This is a genomic window from Mitsuaria sp. BK037, assembly GCF_014193045.1.
Taxonomy (GTDB): Bacteria; Pseudomonadota; Gammaproteobacteria; order Burkholderiales; family Burkholderiaceae_C; genus Roseateles.
This window is the reverse complement of the sequence record NZ_JACHYS010000001.1, coordinates 170989-189502: the sequence shown is the minus strand read 5'-3', so window position 1 is coordinate 189502 and position 18514 is coordinate 170989. Positions and strand designations below refer to the sequence as shown.

15 protein-coding genes are annotated in these 18514 nt (G+C 71.0%); 4 read left to right on the top strand and 11 right to left on the bottom strand.

Going from position 1 to position 18514, the window contains the following annotated elements; genetic code table 11:
• Nucleotides 1-175: 175 nt before the first annotated feature.
• A complete protein-coding gene (locus FHT37_RS00825) occupies nucleotides 176-2506 on the bottom strand; it encodes a Tex family protein (protein WP_183478504.1) in 2331 nt (776 codons plus the stop codon).
• 53 nt (nucleotides 2507-2559) lie between these two features.
• Nucleotides 2560-4293: an acyl-CoA dehydrogenase family protein gene (locus tag FHT37_RS00820; RefSeq protein WP_255489463.1), complete on the bottom strand. Its 1734-nt coding sequence runs from the start codon at nucleotides 4291-4293 to the stop codon at nucleotides 2560-2562.
• A 407-nt stretch (nucleotides 4294-4700) separates the two neighbouring features.
• Between FHT37_RS00820 and FHT37_RS00815 the strand changes: the two genes are divergently transcribed.
• The 3 genes from FHT37_RS00815 to FHT37_RS00805 all read left to right on the top strand — a co-directional run bounded on the left by FHT37_RS00815 (nucleotide 4701) and on the right by FHT37_RS00805 (nucleotide 8723).
• The gene (locus FHT37_RS00815) at nucleotides 4701-6524 is read left to right on the top strand and encodes a M4 family metallopeptidase (RefSeq protein ID WP_255489461.1); all 1824 of its coding nucleotides are present in this window, start codon (nucleotides 4701-4703) and stop codon (nucleotides 6522-6524) included.
• A 74-nt stretch (nucleotides 6525-6598) separates the two neighbouring features.
• Nucleotides 6599-8209, top strand: coding sequence for a M20/M25/M40 family metallo-hydrolase (locus FHT37_RS00810; RefSeq protein WP_183478503.1), 1611 nt, complete (start codon nucleotides 6599-6601; stop codon nucleotides 8207-8209).
• Between the two features lie 301 nt (nucleotides 8210-8510).
• Entirely contained in the window at nucleotides 8511-8723 is a 213-nt protein-coding gene (locus FHT37_RS00805) for a cold-shock protein (RefSeq protein ID WP_091722629.1), read from the top strand.
• 17 nt (nucleotides 8724-8740) lie between these two features.
• On the opposite strand, the gene FHT37_RS00800 is transcribed toward FHT37_RS00805, so the two are convergent.
• The gene (locus FHT37_RS00800; protein ID WP_183478502.1) at nucleotides 8741-9853 is read right to left on the bottom strand and encodes an ATP-binding protein; all 1113 of its coding nucleotides are present in this window, start codon (nucleotides 9851-9853) and stop codon (nucleotides 8741-8743) included.
• A gap of 237 nt (nucleotides 9854-10090) precedes the next feature.
• Here FHT37_RS00800 and FHT37_RS00795 point away from each other — a divergent pair, with 237 nt between their 5' ends.
• Nucleotides 10091-10237 carry a hypothetical protein gene (locus FHT37_RS00795; protein ID WP_175538184.1) on the top strand — a complete coding sequence of 49 codons (147 nt, stop codon included), beginning with the start codon at nucleotides 10091-10093 and terminating at the stop codon, nucleotides 10235-10237.
• 179 nt (nucleotides 10238-10416) lie between these two features.
• On the opposite strand, the gene FHT37_RS00790 is transcribed toward FHT37_RS00795, so the two are convergent.
• The 8 genes from FHT37_RS00790 to FHT37_RS00755 all read right to left on the bottom strand — a co-directional run bounded on the left by FHT37_RS00790 (nucleotide 10417) and on the right by FHT37_RS00755 (nucleotide 18449).
• Nucleotides 10417-11688, bottom strand: a complete 1272-nt coding sequence (locus FHT37_RS00790) for a TIGR03862 family flavoprotein (RefSeq protein WP_183478501.1) — start codon at nucleotides 11686-11688, stop codon at nucleotides 10417-10419.
• Between the two features lie 139 nt (nucleotides 11689-11827).
• Nucleotides 11828-13552: an ATP-binding protein gene (locus FHT37_RS00785; RefSeq protein WP_183478500.1), complete on the bottom strand. Its 1725-nt coding sequence runs from the start codon at nucleotides 13550-13552 to the stop codon at nucleotides 11828-11830.
• 105 nt (nucleotides 13553-13657) lie between these two features.
• Nucleotides 13658-14551 (bottom strand): SDR family oxidoreductase, encoded by an 894-nt coding sequence (locus tag FHT37_RS00780; protein ID WP_183478499.1) that lies wholly within the window; start codon nucleotides 14549-14551, stop codon nucleotides 13658-13660.
• A gap of 51 nt (nucleotides 14552-14602) precedes the next feature.
• A complete protein-coding gene (locus FHT37_RS00775; RefSeq protein WP_091722610.1) occupies nucleotides 14603-15526 on the bottom strand; it encodes a glutathione S-transferase family protein in 924 nt (307 codons plus the stop codon).
• A gap of 43 nt (nucleotides 15527-15569) precedes the next feature.
• A complete protein-coding gene (locus tag FHT37_RS00770) occupies nucleotides 15570-16061 on the bottom strand; it encodes a GNAT family N-acetyltransferase (protein WP_183478498.1) in 492 nt (163 codons plus the stop codon).
• On the bottom strand, nucleotides 16061-17080 hold the full coding sequence (locus tag FHT37_RS00765) for an NADP-dependent oxidoreductase (protein ID WP_091722604.1): 1020 nt from the start codon (nucleotides 17078-17080) through the stop codon (nucleotides 16061-16063). The genes FHT37_RS00770 and FHT37_RS00765 overlap by 1 nt, the downstream gene beginning before the upstream one ends.
• Nucleotides 17081-17151: 71 nt before the next feature.
• Nucleotides 17152-17610 carry a PaaI family thioesterase gene (locus tag FHT37_RS00760; RefSeq protein ID WP_254783204.1) on the bottom strand — a complete coding sequence of 153 codons (459 nt, stop codon included), beginning with the start codon at nucleotides 17608-17610 and terminating at the stop codon, nucleotides 17152-17154.
• Nucleotides 17611-17657: 47 nt separating this feature from the next.
• Nucleotides 17658-18449 carry an SDR family oxidoreductase gene (locus FHT37_RS00755; protein WP_091722601.1) on the bottom strand — a complete coding sequence of 264 codons (792 nt, stop codon included), beginning with the start codon at nucleotides 18447-18449 and terminating at the stop codon, nucleotides 17658-17660.
• Nucleotides 18450-18514 lie beyond the last annotated feature (65 nt).

The following is an 18514-nucleotide window of genomic DNA, read 5'->3' as shown; positions in this document are numbered from 1 at the left end:
AGCGTAGCTGCACGCCGCCCGTTCTGACACCTCGGCTGCGACCGGCCGCGAAAAATGTGGGATCAAACGCGATTCGACGCCGCGGACGGCATGGCCGGCCGGCCCCGGCGCGGCGGGAGTCGCCACGGCGGCGGGGCCGGGGCGAACAGCGCCCGGTCTCCTCGCCCGCCGCGGATCAGCGCTTGAGCTTGGCGAAGGCCGCGGCCATGGCGCCGCCCTGCGGCTGCGCGGCCTGCTGCGGGCGACCGCCGCCCTGGCGCTCGTTGCGACCGGCGGGGCGGAAGCTGTTGTCCGCCTTCGCGCCGCCGCGCGGCGCCTGTGCGTCCAGCTTCATCGTCAGCGAGATGCGCTTGCGGGCCAGGTCGACCTCCAGCACCTTGACCTTGACGATGTCGCCGGTCTTCACGACCTCGCGGGCATCGTTGACGAACTTGTTGGCCAGTTGGCTGACGTGGACCAGGCCGTCCTGGTGCACGCCCAGGTCGACGAAGGCGCCGAACTGCGCCACGTTGGACACCGTGCCCTCCAGCACCATGCCCTCCTTCAGGTCCTTGATGTCCTCGACGCCGTCGTTGAAGCGCGCGACCTTGAAGTCCGGACGCGGGTCGCGGCCGGGCTTCTCCAGCTCGCCGAGGATGTCCTTCACCGTGATCGCGCCGAAGCGCTCGTCGGCGAAGGCCTCCGGCTTCAGCGCGCGGATCACGTCGGACTTGCCCATCACGTCGGTGATCGGGCGCTCGACCTTGGCGAGGATGCGTTCCACCACCGGATAGGTCTCGGGGTGCACGCCGCTCACGTCCAGTGGGTTGTCGCCGTCGCGGATGCGCAGGAAGCCGGCCGCCTGCTCGAAGGTCTTGGGCCCCAGGCCGGTGACGTCGAGCAGTTGCTGCCGGTTGCGGAACGCGCCGTTGGCATCGCGCCAGCGCACGATGGAGGCGGCCACGCCGGCCGAGAGGCCGGACACGCGCGACAGCAGCGGCGCGGACGCGGTGTTCAGGTCGACGCCCACCGAGTTCACGCAGTCCTCGACCACCGCGTCCAGCGTGCGCGCGAGTTCGCTCTGGTTGACGTCGTGCTGGTACTGGCCGACGCCGATGGACTTCGGATCGATCTTCACCAGCTCCGCCAGCGGGTCCTGCAGGCGGCGCGCGATCGACACGGCGCCGCGCAGCGAGACGTCGAGATCGGGCAGCTCCTTGGACGCGAATTCCGACGCCGAGTACACCGACGCGCCGGCCTCGCTGACGACGACCTTCTCGATCACCGTCTCCGGCGACATCGACTGGATGCGCTTGATCAGGTCGGCGGCGAGCTTGTCGGTCTCGCGCGAGGCGGTGCCATTGCCGATCGCGATCAGGTTGACGCCGTGCGTGGCGCACAGCCGGCCCAGCGTGTGGATCGAGCCTTCCCAGTCGCGCTTGGGCTCGTGCGGATAGACGGTCGAGGTGTCGAGCACGCGGCCGGTGTCGCTGACCACGGCGACCTTCACGCCGGTGCGGATGCCGGGGTCCAGGCCCATCACGACGCGCTTGCCGGCCGGTGCGGCCAGCAGCAGGTCGCGCAGGTTCTCGGCGAAGACCTTGGTCGCGACCTTCTCGGCCTCCTCGCGCAGGCGGGCGAACAGGTCGCGCTCCAGGCTCAGCGACAGCTTGACCTTCCAGGTCCAGGCGACGGTCTTGCGGATCAGCTCATCGCCGGCGCGCTTGGCGTGGCTCCAGCCGAGGTGGCGCGCGATGCGGCCTTCGGCCAGCGAGGGCTGACCGGGCACCAGCTCTTCGTCGAGCGCCAGCTTGGCGTCGAGGAACTCCTGCGTGCGGCCGCGGAAGACGGCCAGCGCGCGGTGCGAGGGCACGGTGCGGATCGGCTCGGCGTAGTCGAAGTAGTCGCGGAACTTGGAGATGTCGGGGTTGTTCTCGTCCTTGCCGTCCATCAGCTTCGACTTGAACAGGCCCTCCTCCCACAGCCATTCGCGCAGCTTGCCGATCAGCACGGCGTCCTCGGCCCAGCGCTCGGACAGCAGGTCGCGCACGCCGTCCAGCACCGCGTAGGCATCGGCGAAGCCGGCATCGGGATTGAGGAAGGCCGCCGCCTCGGTCATCGGATCCAGCGACGGATCGGCGAAGAGCTTGTCGGCCAGCGGCTCCAGGCCAGCCTCGCGGGCGATCAGGCCCTTGGTGCGGCGCTTCTGCTTGTAGGGGAGGTAGAGGTCCTCGAGCTCCTGCTTGGTCGGCGCCGCGGCGATGGCGGCGGCCAGCTCCGGCGTCAGCTTGCCCTGCTCCTCGATGGACTTGAGCACCGCCTCGCGGCGGTCCTCGAGCTCGCGCAGGTAGCTCAATCGGGCTTCCAGCTCGCGCAACTGGATGTCGTCGAGGCCGTCGGTGGCTTCCTTGCGATAGCGGGCGATGAACGGGACGGTGGCCCCGCCGTCGAGCAGCTCCACGGCGGCGTTGACCTGGGCCGGGCGAACCTTCAGCTCGGCGGCAATCTGGAGGAGGATCTTGTCCAAAACAGCGACGGGGCCGAAGGCCCGGGAAAGCAACGAAAGCGCGCGAGTTTAGGTCACGCCGGGAAGGCCCTGTGCAGCACCGCGTCGGCATCGAGGCCGCCCAGGTCGAGCGCCCCCGCCACCGCGCCCCAATGCGGATCGAAACGGCTCGCGATGAAGGCGTCGGCAACGAAGGCCGGCGCATGCGCCCGCAGCAGCGCCGCCTGCGCCAGCAGCACCAGCCGCGACGCGAAGCGGCGGCCCAGCGCCTCCAGCTGGTCCGGCGGCGTGGCGAGCATCGCCCGCAGCGCATCCAGCTCCGCGCGCGCCGGCGCGTCGTCGCGCAGCGCCTCGTCCAGCCCGTCCAGCAGCGCGAGGAAGGCCTGCGGGTCGCGGGCGACGGCGCGCATCACGTCCAGGCACATCACGTTGCCCGAGCCCTCCCAGATCGAGTTGACCGGCGCCTCGCGGTAGAGCCGGCCCATGACGCCGTCGTCGATGTAGCCGTTGCCGCCGAGCACCTCCATCGCCTCGCCGGTCAGCTCGACGGCGCGCTTGCAGACCCAGAACTTCGCCGCCGGCGTCACCAGCCGCATCCAGGTGCGCTCGCCGGGATCGTCCTGGCGCTCGAAGGCCTGCGCCAGCCGCAGGCTCAGCTGCATCGCCGCTTCGCTCTCCAGCGCCAGGTCCACCAGCACCGCCCGCATCAGCGGCTGCGCCGCCAGGCGCCTGCCGAAGGCGCTGCGGTGGCGCGCGTAGTGCAGCGCCTGCACCAGCGCCTGGCGCAGCATCGCCGCGCTGCCGACGACGCAGTTCAGCCGCGTGTAGGTCGCCATCTCGATGATGGTCGGGATGCCGCGGCCCTCCTCGCCCATCAGCACGCCGTGGGCGTCCTGGAACTCGACCTCGGAGCTGCTATTGCTGCGGTTGCCGACCTTGTCCTTGAGGCGCTGGATGTGGACCGCGTTCTTCGTGCCGTCCGGGCGCCAGCGCGGCACGAAGAAGCAGCCCGGCGCGCCGTCCGGTGTCTTGGCCACGACCAGATGGGCGTCGCACATCGGCGCGGAGAAGAACCACTTGTGCCCGGTGAGCCGGTAGTCGGCGCCGCGGCCGCCGGCGCCCACCGGCTCGGCGCGGGTCGTGTTGGCGCGCACGTCGGAGCCGCCCTGCTTCTCCGTCATGCCCATGCCCAGCCAGATCGAGCGCTTGTCCGCCAGCGGCAGGTCGCGGCCGTCGTAGTCGGTGCTCAGGAGCTGCTCGCGCAGCGCCGCCCACAGCGCCGGCTCGCGCCGCAGCACCGGGATGCTGGCCTGCGTCATCGTCGCCGGGCAGAGCGTGCCGGCCTCGATCTGCCCGTGCAGGTAGAAGCCCGCGGCCCAGGCCGCCCAGCGGCCGGGGCGTTCGTCGCGCAGCGGCATCGCGACCAGGTCCGCCCGCCGGTAGGCGGCGAGCAGCGCATGCCAGCCGGGATCGAACTCGACGCGGTCGATGCGCCGGCCGCGCTTGTCGAAGCTCTCCAGCGTCGGCGTCACCCGGTTGATGCGCTCGGCGATGGCCTGGGTCTCGGGACGGCCGAGCCAGCTCGCGTACTCCGCCAGGCCCGGCACGAAGGCGTCCGCGCCGGCACGCGCGAGCGCCTCGCGCAGCGCCGGGTCGATGGCCAGCGGCGAATGCCCGGCCAGTTCGTCGACCTGGTTGGTGACCTCGTGGGTGCGCCAGCCCGTGGCCCCGGCGGCGGCAGCGGGACCTGCGGCGGTGGGGACATCGGGGGCGCCGGGCGCAGTGGGTGTCGTGTCCATGGGCGACATGGTGGGCGTCTCCTGCAAAAGCTGAATGGTCCCCGGTTCCTGGCGTGTCCTCTGGATCGGGGTCGCGGCGGGGGCCATCCTCGCCTATCGCGCGCACGCCAGCCACCGGCGTGCCCATCCCGCTTGTTGCAAGGGTTACACCGGATGTCAGTCCTGACAGGCCATCGCGGACGCCGGAGCCCCTACATTCGCGCAGTCGTCCGGACCAGCCACAGCAAGACCACGACCTCGGGCCCTCCGAGGCAACCGGCGACACCTCGGGACGCGGCGCCTGCCGCACCTCCAAGAACATCTGGAACGGCCTCACCACGGGCCGCGAACAGAGGAGGCCGTCCCGTTCCCACCCGAGCGAGTCCGGCCATTTCTTCGGGAGATCTCACCGATCCATCACGTAAGAAAGAGGCGATATGACACAGGCATTCATCCAGCGTTTCCTGCGCGTCAGCATCATGGCCGCCGCGGCTACCGCCGCCTGCCAGGCCCTGGCGGCGGATCGCGTCCTGCTCGACGACCAGTCTCCGGTGAACACCACCCTGCGCGCGTCGAGCGCTCCCCAGAACGCGGGCACCGCGCTGGGACTCGCGGCCAGCGACCTGCAGGCCGTGCGCAGCCAGACCTACCCCAGCGGCAAGGTCGTCACCCGTCACCAGCAGTACCACCAGGGCGTGCCCGTCTGGGGCGAAGGCGTCGTGGAGCACCGCGACACCAACGCCGGCACCTCGCGCTACTCCGGCAGCCTGCTGACCAACATCCAGCAGGACCTGAACACGGTGCAGCCCGGCCTGACCGCGCAGGGCGCGCTGGCCCAGGCCAAGGGTGCCGTCAATGCGGTGCTGACCGAGAACGAGCAGTCCAAGCTGTACGTCCGGCTCAATGCCAACGGCAAGGCGCAGCTGTTCTACCTGGTGTCCTTCATGCGGCATGACCGCCAGGAGCCCAGCCGCCCGCACTTCATGATCGACGCCACCACCGGCGCGGTGCTGGAGCGCTGGGAAGGCCTGGCCCACCGTGACGCCACCGGCCCCGGCGGCAACACCAAGACCGGCCGCTACGAATACGGCACCGACTACCCGGCGCTGCAGGTCACCGACACCTGCCAGATGAATTCCGGCAACGTGATCACGGTCAACCTCAACGGCAGCACCAGCGCCAGCAACACGCCCTTCCAGTTCACCTGCTCGCGCAACGAGTACAAGCAGATCAACGGCGCCTACTCGCCGCTGAACGATGCCCACTTCTTCGGCAACGTGATCTTCAACATGTACCGGGACTGGTTCAACCTGCGGCCCCTGACCGGCACGCTGTACATGCGGGTCCACTACGGCAGCAACTACGAGAACGCGTTCTGGGACGGCACGGCGATGAGCTTCGGCGACGGCCGCACCACCTTCTACCCGCTGGTCTCGCTGGACGTGTCGGCGCACGAGGTGAGCCACGGCTTCACCGAGCAGAACTCGGGCCTGGTGTACTCCGGCCAGTCCGGCGGCATGAACGAGGCCTTCTCCGACATGGCCGGCGAAGCCGCCGAGTACTACCGCAACAACGGCAGCAACGACTGGCTGGTGGGCGCGCAGATCTTCAAGGGCAGCGGCGCGCTGCGCTACTTCGACGATCCCACGCGCGATGGCAGCTCCATCGGCCATGCGTCCAACTACCGCAGCGGCATGGACGTGCACTACTCGAGCGGCGTCTACAACCGCGCGTTCTACCTGCTGGCCAACAAGCCGGGCTGGAACACGCGCAAGGCCTTCGAGGTCATGGTCGACGCCAACCGCCTGTACTGGACCGCCAACAGCACCTTCAACCAGGGTGCCTGCGGCGTGGAGAAGGCGGCCACCGACCGCGGCTATGCGATGGCCGACGTGACGGCGGCTTTCGCCACCGTGGGGGTGAGCTGCAGCGGCACCACGCCGCCGCCGACCGCGACGCCGCTGACCACCGGCGTGCCGGTGACCGGCATCTCGCTGGCCAAGGGCGCGACCAAGCTGTACAGCATCGCCGTGCCGGCGGGCCGCACGACGCTGACGATCAAGCTCTCGGGCGGATCGGGCGATGGCGACCTGTACGTCAAGCGCGGTTCCGCGCCGACCACCACCAGCTACGACAAGCGCTCGATCGGCTCGACCAATGCCGAGACCATCACCTTCTCGTCGCCGACCGCGGGCACCTACTACGTGCTGCTGAGCGCGTACGCGACGGTGACGAGCACCTCGCTGGTCGCCACTTACTGATCCCCGCCTGAACCGACTCCGGCGCGCCGCCTTCGTGCGGCGCGCCGGCTTCGCCATTCCTGGAGAAACCATCCATGCGTCAGTTCTTCATCCTCAGCGCGCTGTGCGTCGGCATGGCCGCGCTCACGCCGGCCCATGCGGGCGAGAAGGTCTGGATCAGCCTCGGCGACGCCGCGCTGGCCCAGTTGCAGAAACACCGTCCGGCCGCGCGCGCGGTCGCCAGCGTCCAGGCCGATGCGGCGCAGGACGGCTCGGCGCTCGCGGCCGCCAGCGCCTCCGCCTCCGCGCGCGCCGTGCGCAACGAGGGCCTGCACCTGGTCGAGGTCGACGAGGACGTGCTCGCCTCGCTGAGCCACTCGATCCACGAGGAGCTCAAGCGCTGCGGCGGCTACATGTACCACCCGACGCGGGAAGCGGGCCTGGCCTCGCTGCAGCGCCACAGCACGCCGGTGGGCGCGCAGCGCCTGGCGGCGGCGCTGGTGGCCTCGCGGCCCAGCTACGTGATCGACCAGCAGTCGGTCGTGACGCCCATCCTGTCGCAGATGCAGGCCAGCAACATCGGGCAGACCATCGTCGACCTGTCCGCCAACACCAACCGCTACTACACCAGCAGCAGCGGCGTCGCCGCCTCGAACTGGCTGCGGCAGAAGTGGACGACGCTGGCGGGCGGTCGCACCGACATCAGCGTCGAGCAGTTCAGCCATCCGAACTGGGCGCAGAAGTCGGTGATCGCCACCATCCAGGGCACCGACAACGGCAGCGAGGTCATCGTGATGGGCGCGCACCTGGACTCGATCAACCAGTCCGGCGGCTCGGGCGAGACCATGCGCGCGCCCGGCGCCGACGACGACGCCTCCGGCGTGGCCAGCCTGACCGAGGTGCTGCGCGCCCTGGTGCAGGCCAACTACAAGCCGCGCCGCACGATCAAGTTCATGGCCTACGCCGCCGAGGAGGTCGGCCTGCGCGGCTCGCAGGAGATCGCCAACAGCTTCGCCGCGGCGGGCGTCAACGTGGTGGGCGTGCTGCAGCTGGACATGACCAACTACAAGGGCGCGGCCAACGACATCTACCTGTTCAGCGATTACACCGACAGCGGGCAGAACACCTTCCTGTCCAACGTGATCGCGACCTACCTGCCGACGCTGCGGGTGGGGACCGACCGCTGCGGCTACGCCTGCTCGGACCATGCGTCGTGGAATGCCAAGGGCTACTTCGCGAGCATGCCCTTCGAGGCCGGCATGAGCAGTTCCAACCCCTACATCCACACCGCCAACGACACCTACGCCAACATGGGCAGCCAGGCCGACCATGCGCTGAAGTTCGCGCGCATGGCCGCGGCCTATGCGGTGGAGCTGGGCAGCGACGGGCCGGGCACGCCGCCGCCGGTGGACCGGACCGAGAACTTCAGCGGCAGCCTGACGCGCGGCCAGAGCCGCAGCTTCGGACCGTTCAAGGTGGCCAGCGGGGGCGCGCTCGCGGCCAGCACCACCGGCACCGGCGACATCGACCTGTACGTGCGCAAGGGCGCGGTGCCGACGACGTCCAGCTACACCTGCAAGTCGGACGGGTCCAGCTCGACCGAAGGTTGCAGCGTCACGATGACGGCCAACGGCGATGTCTACGTGCTGGTCTACGGCTACTCGGCGGGCAACTACCAACTGAAGGTGACCTACCGACCGCAGTGAGGCGGGACGCGCTCCAGCGGTGATCCGGCGGCGCTCCGCGGCTGCGGTCGCGGCGCCACGAGCGGCCGGCCGGTGCGACTTTGCACCGGCCGGCCGTCAGCCGCGCGTGCTAGAGTGCCGCGATAGATTCGCGCAAGGCCTTTCTTCAGAGGTCTTCTTCCGCAGCCCCGCCGGTCCTCCCGGATCCCGCGCGCGTGGCCTGCCCAGCATTCCCCCCGCTGACGGTTCTTGAGTGTGTCTGTCCCGGCGCGCGCCCGCGTGCCGGGTATCTCCGTTCATCTTCTTCAAAAAAGGAAACACCATGACGACCAAGACCGGCACCGTGAAGTGGTTCAGCGACGACAAGGGCTTCGGCTTCATCACCCCGACCGACGGCTCCAAGGACCTGTTCGCCCACCACAGCGAGATCCAGAGCTCCGGCGGCTTCCGCACCCTCGCCGAAGGCGCGAAGGTCGAGTTCGAGCCGAAGGACGGCCCCAAGGGCCCGCAAGCCTCCAACATCCGCGTGATCTGAGCGGACCGCGCCGTCCCTCAGGACGGCTGCGCGGGCAGCTCGATGCGGAACTCGGTGCCCGCGGCACCGGTCTCCACCACGATGCGCCCGCCGTGTGCCTCGACGATCACGCGGCACACGAAGAGCCCCAGGCCCATGTTGCCCGCGGCGGGCGCCTGCGCCCCACCGCGCACCAGCGGCTCGAACAGCCCGGCCCGGACCTCGTCCGGGATCGGCGCACCTTCATTGCGCACCGACAGGTGGCGCCACGCGCCCCGAGCCTCGGTGCGCACGACGATGGGCCGCCCCACGGCCCCATGCTCCACCGCATTGCGGAGCAGGTTGGCGATGACCCGCGCCAACCGGTCACCATCCCACCAGCCTTCATCCGACGTCTCCAGCACGGCATCAACCGTGATGCCTGGATAGGCGCCGCGCACCTCGTCGATCGCGGCCGAGGCCAGCGCGCCCAGGCGCTGCGGCGCGCGCCGCAGCAGCAGTTCCGCGTCGAGCTGGCTGCGCGCGTAGTCCTGGATGTCGTCCAGCATGTGCGCCATGCGCCGGGCAGCGGCGGTGATGCGCGCGGCCATCTTCTGGGTCGTCGACGCCGAGACCGGCGCGCGCGCCAACAGCTCGCTGCTCATGGCGATGGCGTCGAGGGGATTGCGCAGGTCGTGGCCCAGGATCGCGAGGAACAGGTCGCGTGCCCGTTCCTCGTCGCGCCGCTTCTGCTCGAGCGCCTCGGACAGCGCCCGCAGCGTGTCGCGCTGGCGCAGCAGCGCATGCAGGTTGGCGATCAGCACCTCGTCGTCGACCGGCCGCGTGAGGTATGCATCCGCGCCGCCTTGCAGGCCGCGGACCTGGTCGTCCTCGGCGATGTAGACGCCGGACACCAGCACGATAGGCACCCCCGCGCCGGACTCCCCCGCGCGGAGCTGGCGACAAACCTCGTAGCCGCTGATGTCGGGCAGCAGGACGTCGAGGATGATCGCGTCCACGCCGGTCGCCAGCCGCAGCGCCGCGGTCCCGTCGGCGGCCTCGATGACGGCGAATCCGGCCAGCTCCAGCCGGCGCCGGAGCGCGTAGCGATGCGAGTGATCGTCGTCGACGAGCAGGACGGTGCGTCCGCCCGTCGCGGGTGCTGCGTCCATTCCATCCTCCCTGGCGGCGCCTGGACAGCCCGCACCAGCGGGTCGCGCCGAGCGCAGAGGGTAACGCAAAGCGCTGACGCCTCGGCAGCCGGCGGCGCGTCGCGTCGCGCCGCGCGCGAGGCCTGCGCGGACCGGCCTTGGCGGTAGTAGAGTGCGCCGGTCGCCGCAGCCCGGCCTGCCTGCGTGCGCGGCGACGATCGCAGAACGACAACGACCGCTGAAGAAGGAGCCCACGACATGCCAAAAGGCGAGCAACGCAACGACAAGGCCAACAAGAAGCCCAAGAAGGACACCGGCGCCCCCCGGGAGACATCCTCCGACCGTCCGGTCGCGCCCGTCACGTCCGTGATGCCCAAGGGCAAGCTGAAGAACAAGGCGGGCTGAGGCCGCCTCGGGCCCGTCCAAGGCCCACCTCGGGCCCGCCCACGGCTGGCGGGCCAGGACCCGGGCGGGCAGCACGCTTCCCCGCGTGCCGTCCACGCCACACGGCGGCCCGGTGGCTGACCCGTCCGCTCGGCAACCCGGCGGACAGAGGGGCTCGGCGCCCCTTCAGCCGCCGACGATCACGCCCCGCTAGCCAGGAACGCGGCGGCGCCCTCGCCCGCGACGACGCCGCTGGCCATCGACGCCGTCAGCAGGTAGCCGCCGGTCGGCGCCTCCCAGTCCAGCATCTCGCCGGCGAGGAACACGCCGGGACGGGTCTTCAGCATCAGCCGCTCGTCCAGCGACTCCAGCGTCACGCCACCCGCGGTGCTGATGGCCTCGGCCACCGGGCGAGCGGCCACCAGGCGCAGCGGCAGCGCCTTGAGCGTGCGCGCCAGCACCGCCGCGTCGGCGTAGGCCTCCTTCGTCAGCACCTCGTGCAGCAGGCCGGCCTTCAGGCCCTCGATGTTCAGCCGGCTCTTCAGGTGCGAGGACATCGAGCGCGATCCGCGCGGATGGGCGACCTGCTCCGCCACCCAGGCCGCGTCGCGGCCGGGCAGCAGGTCGAGGTGGACGAGCGCCTCGCCATCGCGCGCGATGCGCTCGCGCAGCAGCGCGGATGCGGCATAAACGAGCGAGCCTTCGATGCCGGAGGCGGTCACCACGAACTCGCCCTGGCGCGAGAAGCGCTGGCCGTCCACACCCTCGGCGCTCAGCGCGACCGGCTTGACCGGCTGGCCCGCGAAGCGCTCGGCGAAGAACGGCGACCAGCCGCTCGCCGCGCCCTCGCGCGGCGCGCCGAGGTCGAAGCCGCAGTTGGCCGCGCGCAGCGGCGCCACCGCCGCGCCGGCCTGCGCCAGCAGCGGCGCCCATTGGCCGTCCGATCCCAGCTGGGGCCAGGAGGCGCCGCCCAGCGCCAGCACGATCGCATCGGCGGTCGCGGTCGATTCGCCGTCCGGCGAGCGCAGGCGCACCCCGCCGGCCTCGTCCCAGCCGAGCCAGCGATGCCGCATGTGGAAGCGCACGCCCTGCCCGCGCAGCCGCGACAGCCAGGCGCGCAGCAGCGGCGCGGCCTTCAGGTCCTTGGGAAAGACACGCCCCGAGCTGCCGACGAAGGTCTCGACGCCGAGTCCCTGCGTCCAGGCCCGCAGCGCCTCGCCGTCGAAGCGGTCGAGCCAGGCGGCGACGCCGGCCTGGCGTTCGTAGTAGCGGGTATCGAAGTCGGGCCGCGCTTCCGAGTGGGTCAGGTTGAGACCGCCCTTGCCCGCGAGCAGGAACTTGCGCCCGACGGACGCCATGGCGTCGTAGAGGTCGACCGACACACCGGCGAGCGCCAGGCGTTCCGCGGCCATCAGGCCGGCGGGGCCGCCGCCGATGACGATGGCGCGGCGGGAAGAGGAAGTATTGGGCATGGTCGGGAGGGTACTGCGCAGGGCGCGCAGTGTGCCAGACCGCGCCGGTGCGGCGATGCCGCGATGAGCCAACGCCGCTGTGCAGCGATGCGGTGGCGCAGTGGCGCGGCGGTGCGGCGGTGCGGTGGTGCGGGCGTTGTCAGGCCACGCCCGGCACCGCCGGCAGCTCCAGCGTGAACCGGGACCCCTGCCCGGTCTCGCTGTCGACCAGGATGCGCCCGCCCATCCGGTCCATCAGCTGCTTGCAGATCACCAGCCCGATGCCATGGCCGGGCTGCTCCTCGCGCCCGAGCCGGTTGAAGGGCTGGAAGAGCTGCGCCCGCTGCTCGACGCTCAGGCCGATGCCGTTGTCCTCCACCTCGATGCGGAAGCCGCGCGGCTCCGCGCTCGCGCGCACCTGGACCCAGCCGCCGCGCCGGTTGTACTTGATCGCGTTGGAGATCAGGTTGTGCAGCACCTGCTCGAGCCGGATGGGATCGGCCTGGACCATCGGCAGCGTGCTGTCCTCCTCCGGCGTCAGGCCGATCCGCAGGTCCACGCCCGCGGCCTGCGCCGCCGGCTGCGCCAGCTCCACCACCCGCCGCAGCAGCGGCCCGGCCTGCAGCGGCAGCGACTGCACGGTCAGCGTGTTCGCCTCGACCCGCGACAGCGTCATCATGTCCTCGATCAGCACCAGCAGGTGCTTGGCCGCCTCGTCGATGTGCCGCAGGCGCGCGCGCTGCGTCTCGTCGAGCGGCCGCTGCGGATCGTGCGCCAGCAGCTGGCTGAAGCCCAGCACCGCGTTGAGCGGCGTGCGCAGCTCATGGCTGGCCTGGGAGAGGAACTCGCTCTTGGTGCGGCTGGTCACCTCGGCCAGCTCGCGGGCCCGGTCGGCGTCCTGCAGCCGCATGCGCTCGCCGAGCTCGCGCTGCAGCAGCTCGCCACGCAGCCGCACCTGGCGCTGCAACGCCCGGTTCCAGAGCAGCGTGAGGCCCAGCCCCAGCAGCACCAGCGCCAGCGCGACCCCGCCGCCCCACAGCGCCCGGCGCTGCCAGCGCATCGCCGCCGTGTCCTGCGTGATCCAGCGGTCCGCGATCGCCTGCCGCTCGTCGTCGCCGATGCGCGTCAGCGCCTTGTCCAGGATGCGGCCCAGCATCGGCCAGTCGCGCCGGTAGCCGATGCCCAGCCCGTAGGCGAAGCCGATGTCCTCCACCACCCGCAGGTTGCCGATGCCGTCGCGCCGCATCAGGTAGGTCGCGCCGGCCAGGTCCATCACCGCGGCGCCGACCTCGCCGCCGGCCAGCCGGCGCAGCACGGTGCGGTCGTCGATCTCCACCTGCAGGGGATTGGTCGCGTAGCGGTCCCGCAGGAACTCCGCCACCGCGTAGCCGCGCGCCACCGCCACCGGCTCGCCGGGCCGCAGCGGGTCGCCGCTCGCGCCGGCGCGCCGTATCAGCACCGCCGGCACCGTGATGTAGGGCCGCGTGAAGCCGAAGCGCTGCGCCCGCTCGGGCGTCTCGCGCATCGACATCTGCACGTCGAGCTCGCCGCTGGCCAGGTCGTCCAGGTTCTCGGCGAAGGTCTGCGGCGGCTGGAACTCGAAACGCAGCCCGGTCAGCTCCGACAGGCGCCGCGCGTAGTCCAGCGACAGGCCGGTAATGTGCCCGTCCTCATCGACGTAGGTGAAGGGGCCGTAGCTCGCCGAGCCGCCCACGCGCAGCACCGGATGCTGCGCCACCCAGGCGCGTTCCTCGGCGGTGAGCCAGTCGCGCGGGTCGGCATGGCCCTGCCCCGCCAGCGCCAGCCACGCCGCGACCACCACCGCCAGCATCGGCAGCAGGCGCGGCGGCGCGCGCAGGCATCGGGGAAGGAAATGCGGGACCACGGGCGGATTGTGGGCCCGGCCTCTTCGCCGCAGGGTCCCGGCGCTCCCGCATCCAGGGGTGGTCCCTGTCAGATCTGTCAGGGGCCGTTCGGGCTGCCCAGGCCCTCAGCCGCGCAGCGACTCCCGCAGCCGCGCGCCGATCTCCGGCTTGTCCTGGAACGGGTCGGTCGGATTGCGCAGCTGCATCACGTCCTCCAACCGCGTCTGCACGGCCTTGAGCGCCTGCGGGTGGCTGAAGATGTAGAAGCGCTCCTCGTCCATGGCCTCGAACACCATGCGCGCCACGTCCGCCGCCGTCAGCTTGCCGGCGCTGACCGCCTTGTCGGTCATCGCCTGCGAGATCAGCTGGCTGCGGGTGGGCTTGTCGGCGCCCAGTTCGCCCGGCCGGTTGCGGTGGCTCTGCGTGATGCCGGTCGGCACGAAGTAGGGGCACAGCACCGAGGCGCGTACCTGGTCGGTGACCAGCGCCAGGTCCTGGTACAGCGTCTCGCTGAGCGACACCACCGCGTGCTTGGACACGTTGTAGACGCCCATGTTGGGCGGATTCAGCATGCCGGCCATCGACGCCGTGTTGACGATGTGCCCCTGCCAGGCCGGGTCCTTGGCCGCGGCGGCCAGCATCATCGGCGTGAACAGGCGCACGCCGTGCACCACGCCCATCAGGTTGACGCCCAGGACCCAGTCCCAGTCCGCCAGCGCGTTCTCCCAGATCAACCCGCCGGAGCCGACGCCGGCGTTGTTGAACACGAAATTCGGCGCGCCGAAACGCTCCTGCACCGCGGCGGCCAGCGCCTCCATCTGGTCGGCCTTGGCGACGTCCACGCGCCGCGCCAGCACCGGATGGGCCGCGAACTCCGACGCGGCCTTGTCGAGCGCGTCCTGCTGCACGTCGCACAGCACCAGGTTCATGCCCCGGGCCGCCGCGAGCCGCGCGACCTCCAGGCCGAAGCCCGAGCCCGCGCCGGTGATCACCGCCGTCTTGCCTTGGTAGTCCTTCATGCGCTTGTCTCCTTCTGGATCGTTGTGAGGTCGCCGACCGGGCCGAACGGGCTACGCCTGCTTCAGCGTGTAGCGGATGCGCGGGAAGTGGACCTGCACGCGGCCGGCGCGCTCGTCCTCGCGCGCCACCGTCACCGTGCGGCAGCTCAGGCCGACCAGCGTGCCGGCGACCGCGTCGCGGGCGTAGTCGTAGGGCGTGACCGTCACCGGCTGGCCCGCTTCGAAGCCCAACCCGGGCTCGACCTGCATCGGCTGCGGCCGCGAGGTCCGCGCCAGCGCGATCGCCTCCGCGCCGTCGAGCTTGCCGGCCCGCTCGCCATGGCCGATCGCGGCCACGCGGCCCATCCAGGCGCGCAGGGCCTCATGCGGCGCCAGGATGTCGGCGAGCGGCCCGGTCCTGGTGACGAACCAGAGCGGGTGGTAGACGCTCAGGTCGGCGATGCACGGCGCGTCGCCGAGCAGCCAGGGCCGGCCGTCGGCCAGCATCTGCGACAGCCAGCCCAGGTACTGCGTCAGCGCGGCGCCGGCGTCGGCACCTCGCACCTGGGGCATGCCCTCGCTCATCGCCTTGCGGTCGGCGACGAACAGCTTGAGCATGTCCGGCGGCGCCCCGGCGAACAGCGCCGTCGCGCCAGCCGGCTGCATCGCATAGGGCAGCGCGGTCCAGAACAGGTCGGTGTCGGCCCACTGCGCCAGCATGCGCGCCTGGCCGGCCACCGCGGCCGGGAACAGACTGGGCGACGGCTGCCGCGCCTCCAGCACCTCGGCGATCAGCGCCGTGTCGCAGTAGATGTCGGCGCCGACCTGGAGGAAGGGCGTGCGGCGATAGCCGCCGGTCAGCGCCACCACGTCGGGCTTGGGCAGCATCATCGGCACCGTCACCGACTGCCAGGCCAGGCCCTTCAGGCCCAGCATCAAGCGCGCCTTCTCGGCGAACGGGGAGCTGCTGTAGTGATGCAGGATCAGATCGCTCATGGGAACACTCCTGGGTCAGGGGGTGCGGCCGCGTCAGCCCGCGTCAGGCGGCGGCGTCGCGGCGCATGTCGACGTGGGGAATCCCGTCCTCGTCATAGACGTCCGAGATCGCATGGAAGCCGAAGCTGCCGTAGAAGTCGCGCAGGTGGGCCTGGGCGCCGAGCTCGATCGGCCGGCCCGGCCACAGCCGCTGGCACTCGGCCACCGCCTGGCTCATCAGCGCGCGGCCCAGGCCGCCGCCGCGCGCCGCCTGCGCGGTGATCACGCGACCGATGCGCGCGCTGCCGTTGCCGATCTCAGGCGGCAGCAGGCGCGCGTAGGCGACGAGCACCTCGGCGCCATGGATGCCATCGGCGCCCTCGGCGCCCGGGGCCAACCCCTGCAGGTGCCAGGCGTGCTCGTCCAGCCCGTCCGGATCGAGGTAGACGCAACGCTGCTCGATGACGAACACCTCCGAGCGCAGGCGCAGCGCGCGGTACAGGCCGCGCGTGCCCAGCTCGTCGAAGGACTGGCAGATCCAGCGCGGCCCGGCCATCAGATCAGCTTCACCAGCTGCTTGCCGAAGTTGCGGCCCTTGAGCAGGCCCAGGAAGGCCTCGGGCGCGCTGTCCAGGCCTTGCGCGACGCTCTCGCGGTACTTGAGCTTGCCGGTGGCCACCAGGGTGCCAAGCTCCTTGAGCGCCTCGGGCCAGACGGCCATGTGCTCGGAGACGATGAAGCCCTCGATCTTCATCCGGTTCACCAGGATCAGCTGCGGCGCGCTCATCGGGATCGGCTCGCCGTTGTAGCCGGCGATCATGCCGCACATGGCGACGCGGCTGAACGGGTTGGCGCGGTGCATCACGGCGTCGAGGATCATGCCGCCGACGTTCTCGAAGTAGCCGTCGATGCCGTCCGGGCACTCCCCCTTCAGCGCGGCGGACAGCGACTTCACGTCGCCATGCTGCTTGTAGTCGATGCAGGCGTCGAAGCCGAGTTCCTCGACGACATAGCGGCACTTGTCCGCGCCGCCGGCGATGCCGACCGCGCGCGCGCCGCGGACCTTGGCCAGCTGGCCGACCGCGCCGCCCACCGCGCCGCTGGCGGCGCTGACGACGACGGTCTCGCCCGGCTTCGGATCGATGATCTTCACCAGCCCGTACCAGCCGGTCACGCCGGGCATGCCGACCGCGCCCAGGTAGGCCGACAGCGGCACGTGGGTCGTGTCCACCTTCTGCAGCACGCCGCGCTGGTTGGCGTCGACCAGCTGGTACTCCTGCCAGCCGCCCATGCCCACGACCTTGTCGCCCACCGCGAAGTGCGCGTTGCGGGATTCAACGACCTCGCCGACGGTGCCGCCGATCATCACCTCGCCCAGCGGCTGCGGCGTCGCGTAGCTCTTGCCCTCGTTCATGCGGCCGCGCATGTAGGGATCCAGGCTGAGGTAATGGTTGCGCACCAGCACCTGGCCGTCGGCCACGGTCGGCACCGGCGTGCTGACCAGCTTGAAGTTGTCGGTGCCGGGTTCACCGGTGGGGCGGGAGGCCAGCAGGATCTGGCGGTTCGTCGTGCTCATGCGTTTCTCCTCGTGAGCGGGAAATCGGAAGGGGTCGGTTGAACGGGGATCGCCGCCGGGCCGTCGGGCGCTCAGCCCTCGGTGCGCTGCAGCGCCTTGAGGCTGCGGCCCTTGCCGGGCAGCGCCTTGAGGTACTTGAAGGTGCCGGTGGAATGGGCGCAGAGCCGGCCGTCCTCGCCGTAGACCGAGCCGTCGCAGAAGGCCATCGTCGTCGAGCGGTGCAGCAGCCGGCCCACCGCGCGCAGCGCGCCCTCGCCGGGGCGCATGAAGCTGGTCTTCATCTCCACCGTCACCACGCCGGGGCCGAAGCCCGGCTGGTCGCGGTGGGCGCTGCGCGCCGCATGGGCCATGGCCACGTCCAGCAGCGTCATCAGCACGCCGCCGTGCGCCACCTCCCACGAGTTCAGGTGGAGCTCGCGGATGTCGACCCGCAGCTCCGCCTCACCCTCGTCGATGCGCACGAGCTCGAAGCCCAGCTGCTGGACGAAGGGGATGTGGACGGGAAATTTCAGCGGCGGCTCTTCAGTCACGACAACCTCGAATCACAGCGCGCGATGCGCGTAGGGGGCGGAGCCATTCAGCTGCCGTGGACGGCGGAGACGCCACCGTCGACGGCGAGGATCTGCCCGGTGATGTGCTTTCCGGCGCGGCTCGCGAACAGCAGGGCGGCGCCCTTGAGGTCCTCATCATCGCCGATGCGCTTGAGCGGCGCGTGCTCGGCGAGCTTGTCCTCGCCGATCGCGGCCATCAGGCCCTTGGTCATCTTGCTCGGGAAGAAGCCCGGCGCCAGCGCGTTGACGGTGATGCCGTGCACGCCCCACTCGCCGGCCAGCGCGCGGGTGAAGTTCACCGCCGCGCCCTTGCTGGTGTTGTAGGCGATGGTCTTCATCATCCCGCTGTTGCCGCCCAGGCCCGCGATCGAGGCCACGTTGATGATGCGGCCCGACTTGCGCGGGATCATGCTGCGCCGCGCCACTTCCTGGCTCATCACGAACAGGCTGCGGATGTTCAGGTCCATCACCTTGTCCCAGGCCTCGACCGGATGGTCCTCGGCCGGCGCGCCCCAGGTGGCGCCGGCGTTGTTCACGAGGATGTCGATCTTGCCGAGCCTGGCCATCGTCTGCTCGACGATGCCGCGCGCCTGCGCCTCATCGGACGCGTCGGCGGCGATCCATTGCGCGTCGATGCCGCGCGCCTTCAGGTGCGCCGCGGCCTCCTCGAGGTCGGCCGCCTTGCGCGAGCTCAGCATCAGCGTCGCGCCGGCCTCGCCCAGCGCCTCGGCGATCTGCAAACCCAGCCCGCGCGAGCCACCGGTCACCAGCGCCACCTGGCCGCTCAGGTCGAAGAGGTCCTGCACCTTGCTGCTCATCGTCGTCTCCTTGATGTCTTGAGGTCGTTGATGTCGTCGTCGATGTCGATGTCGTCGTTGATCGC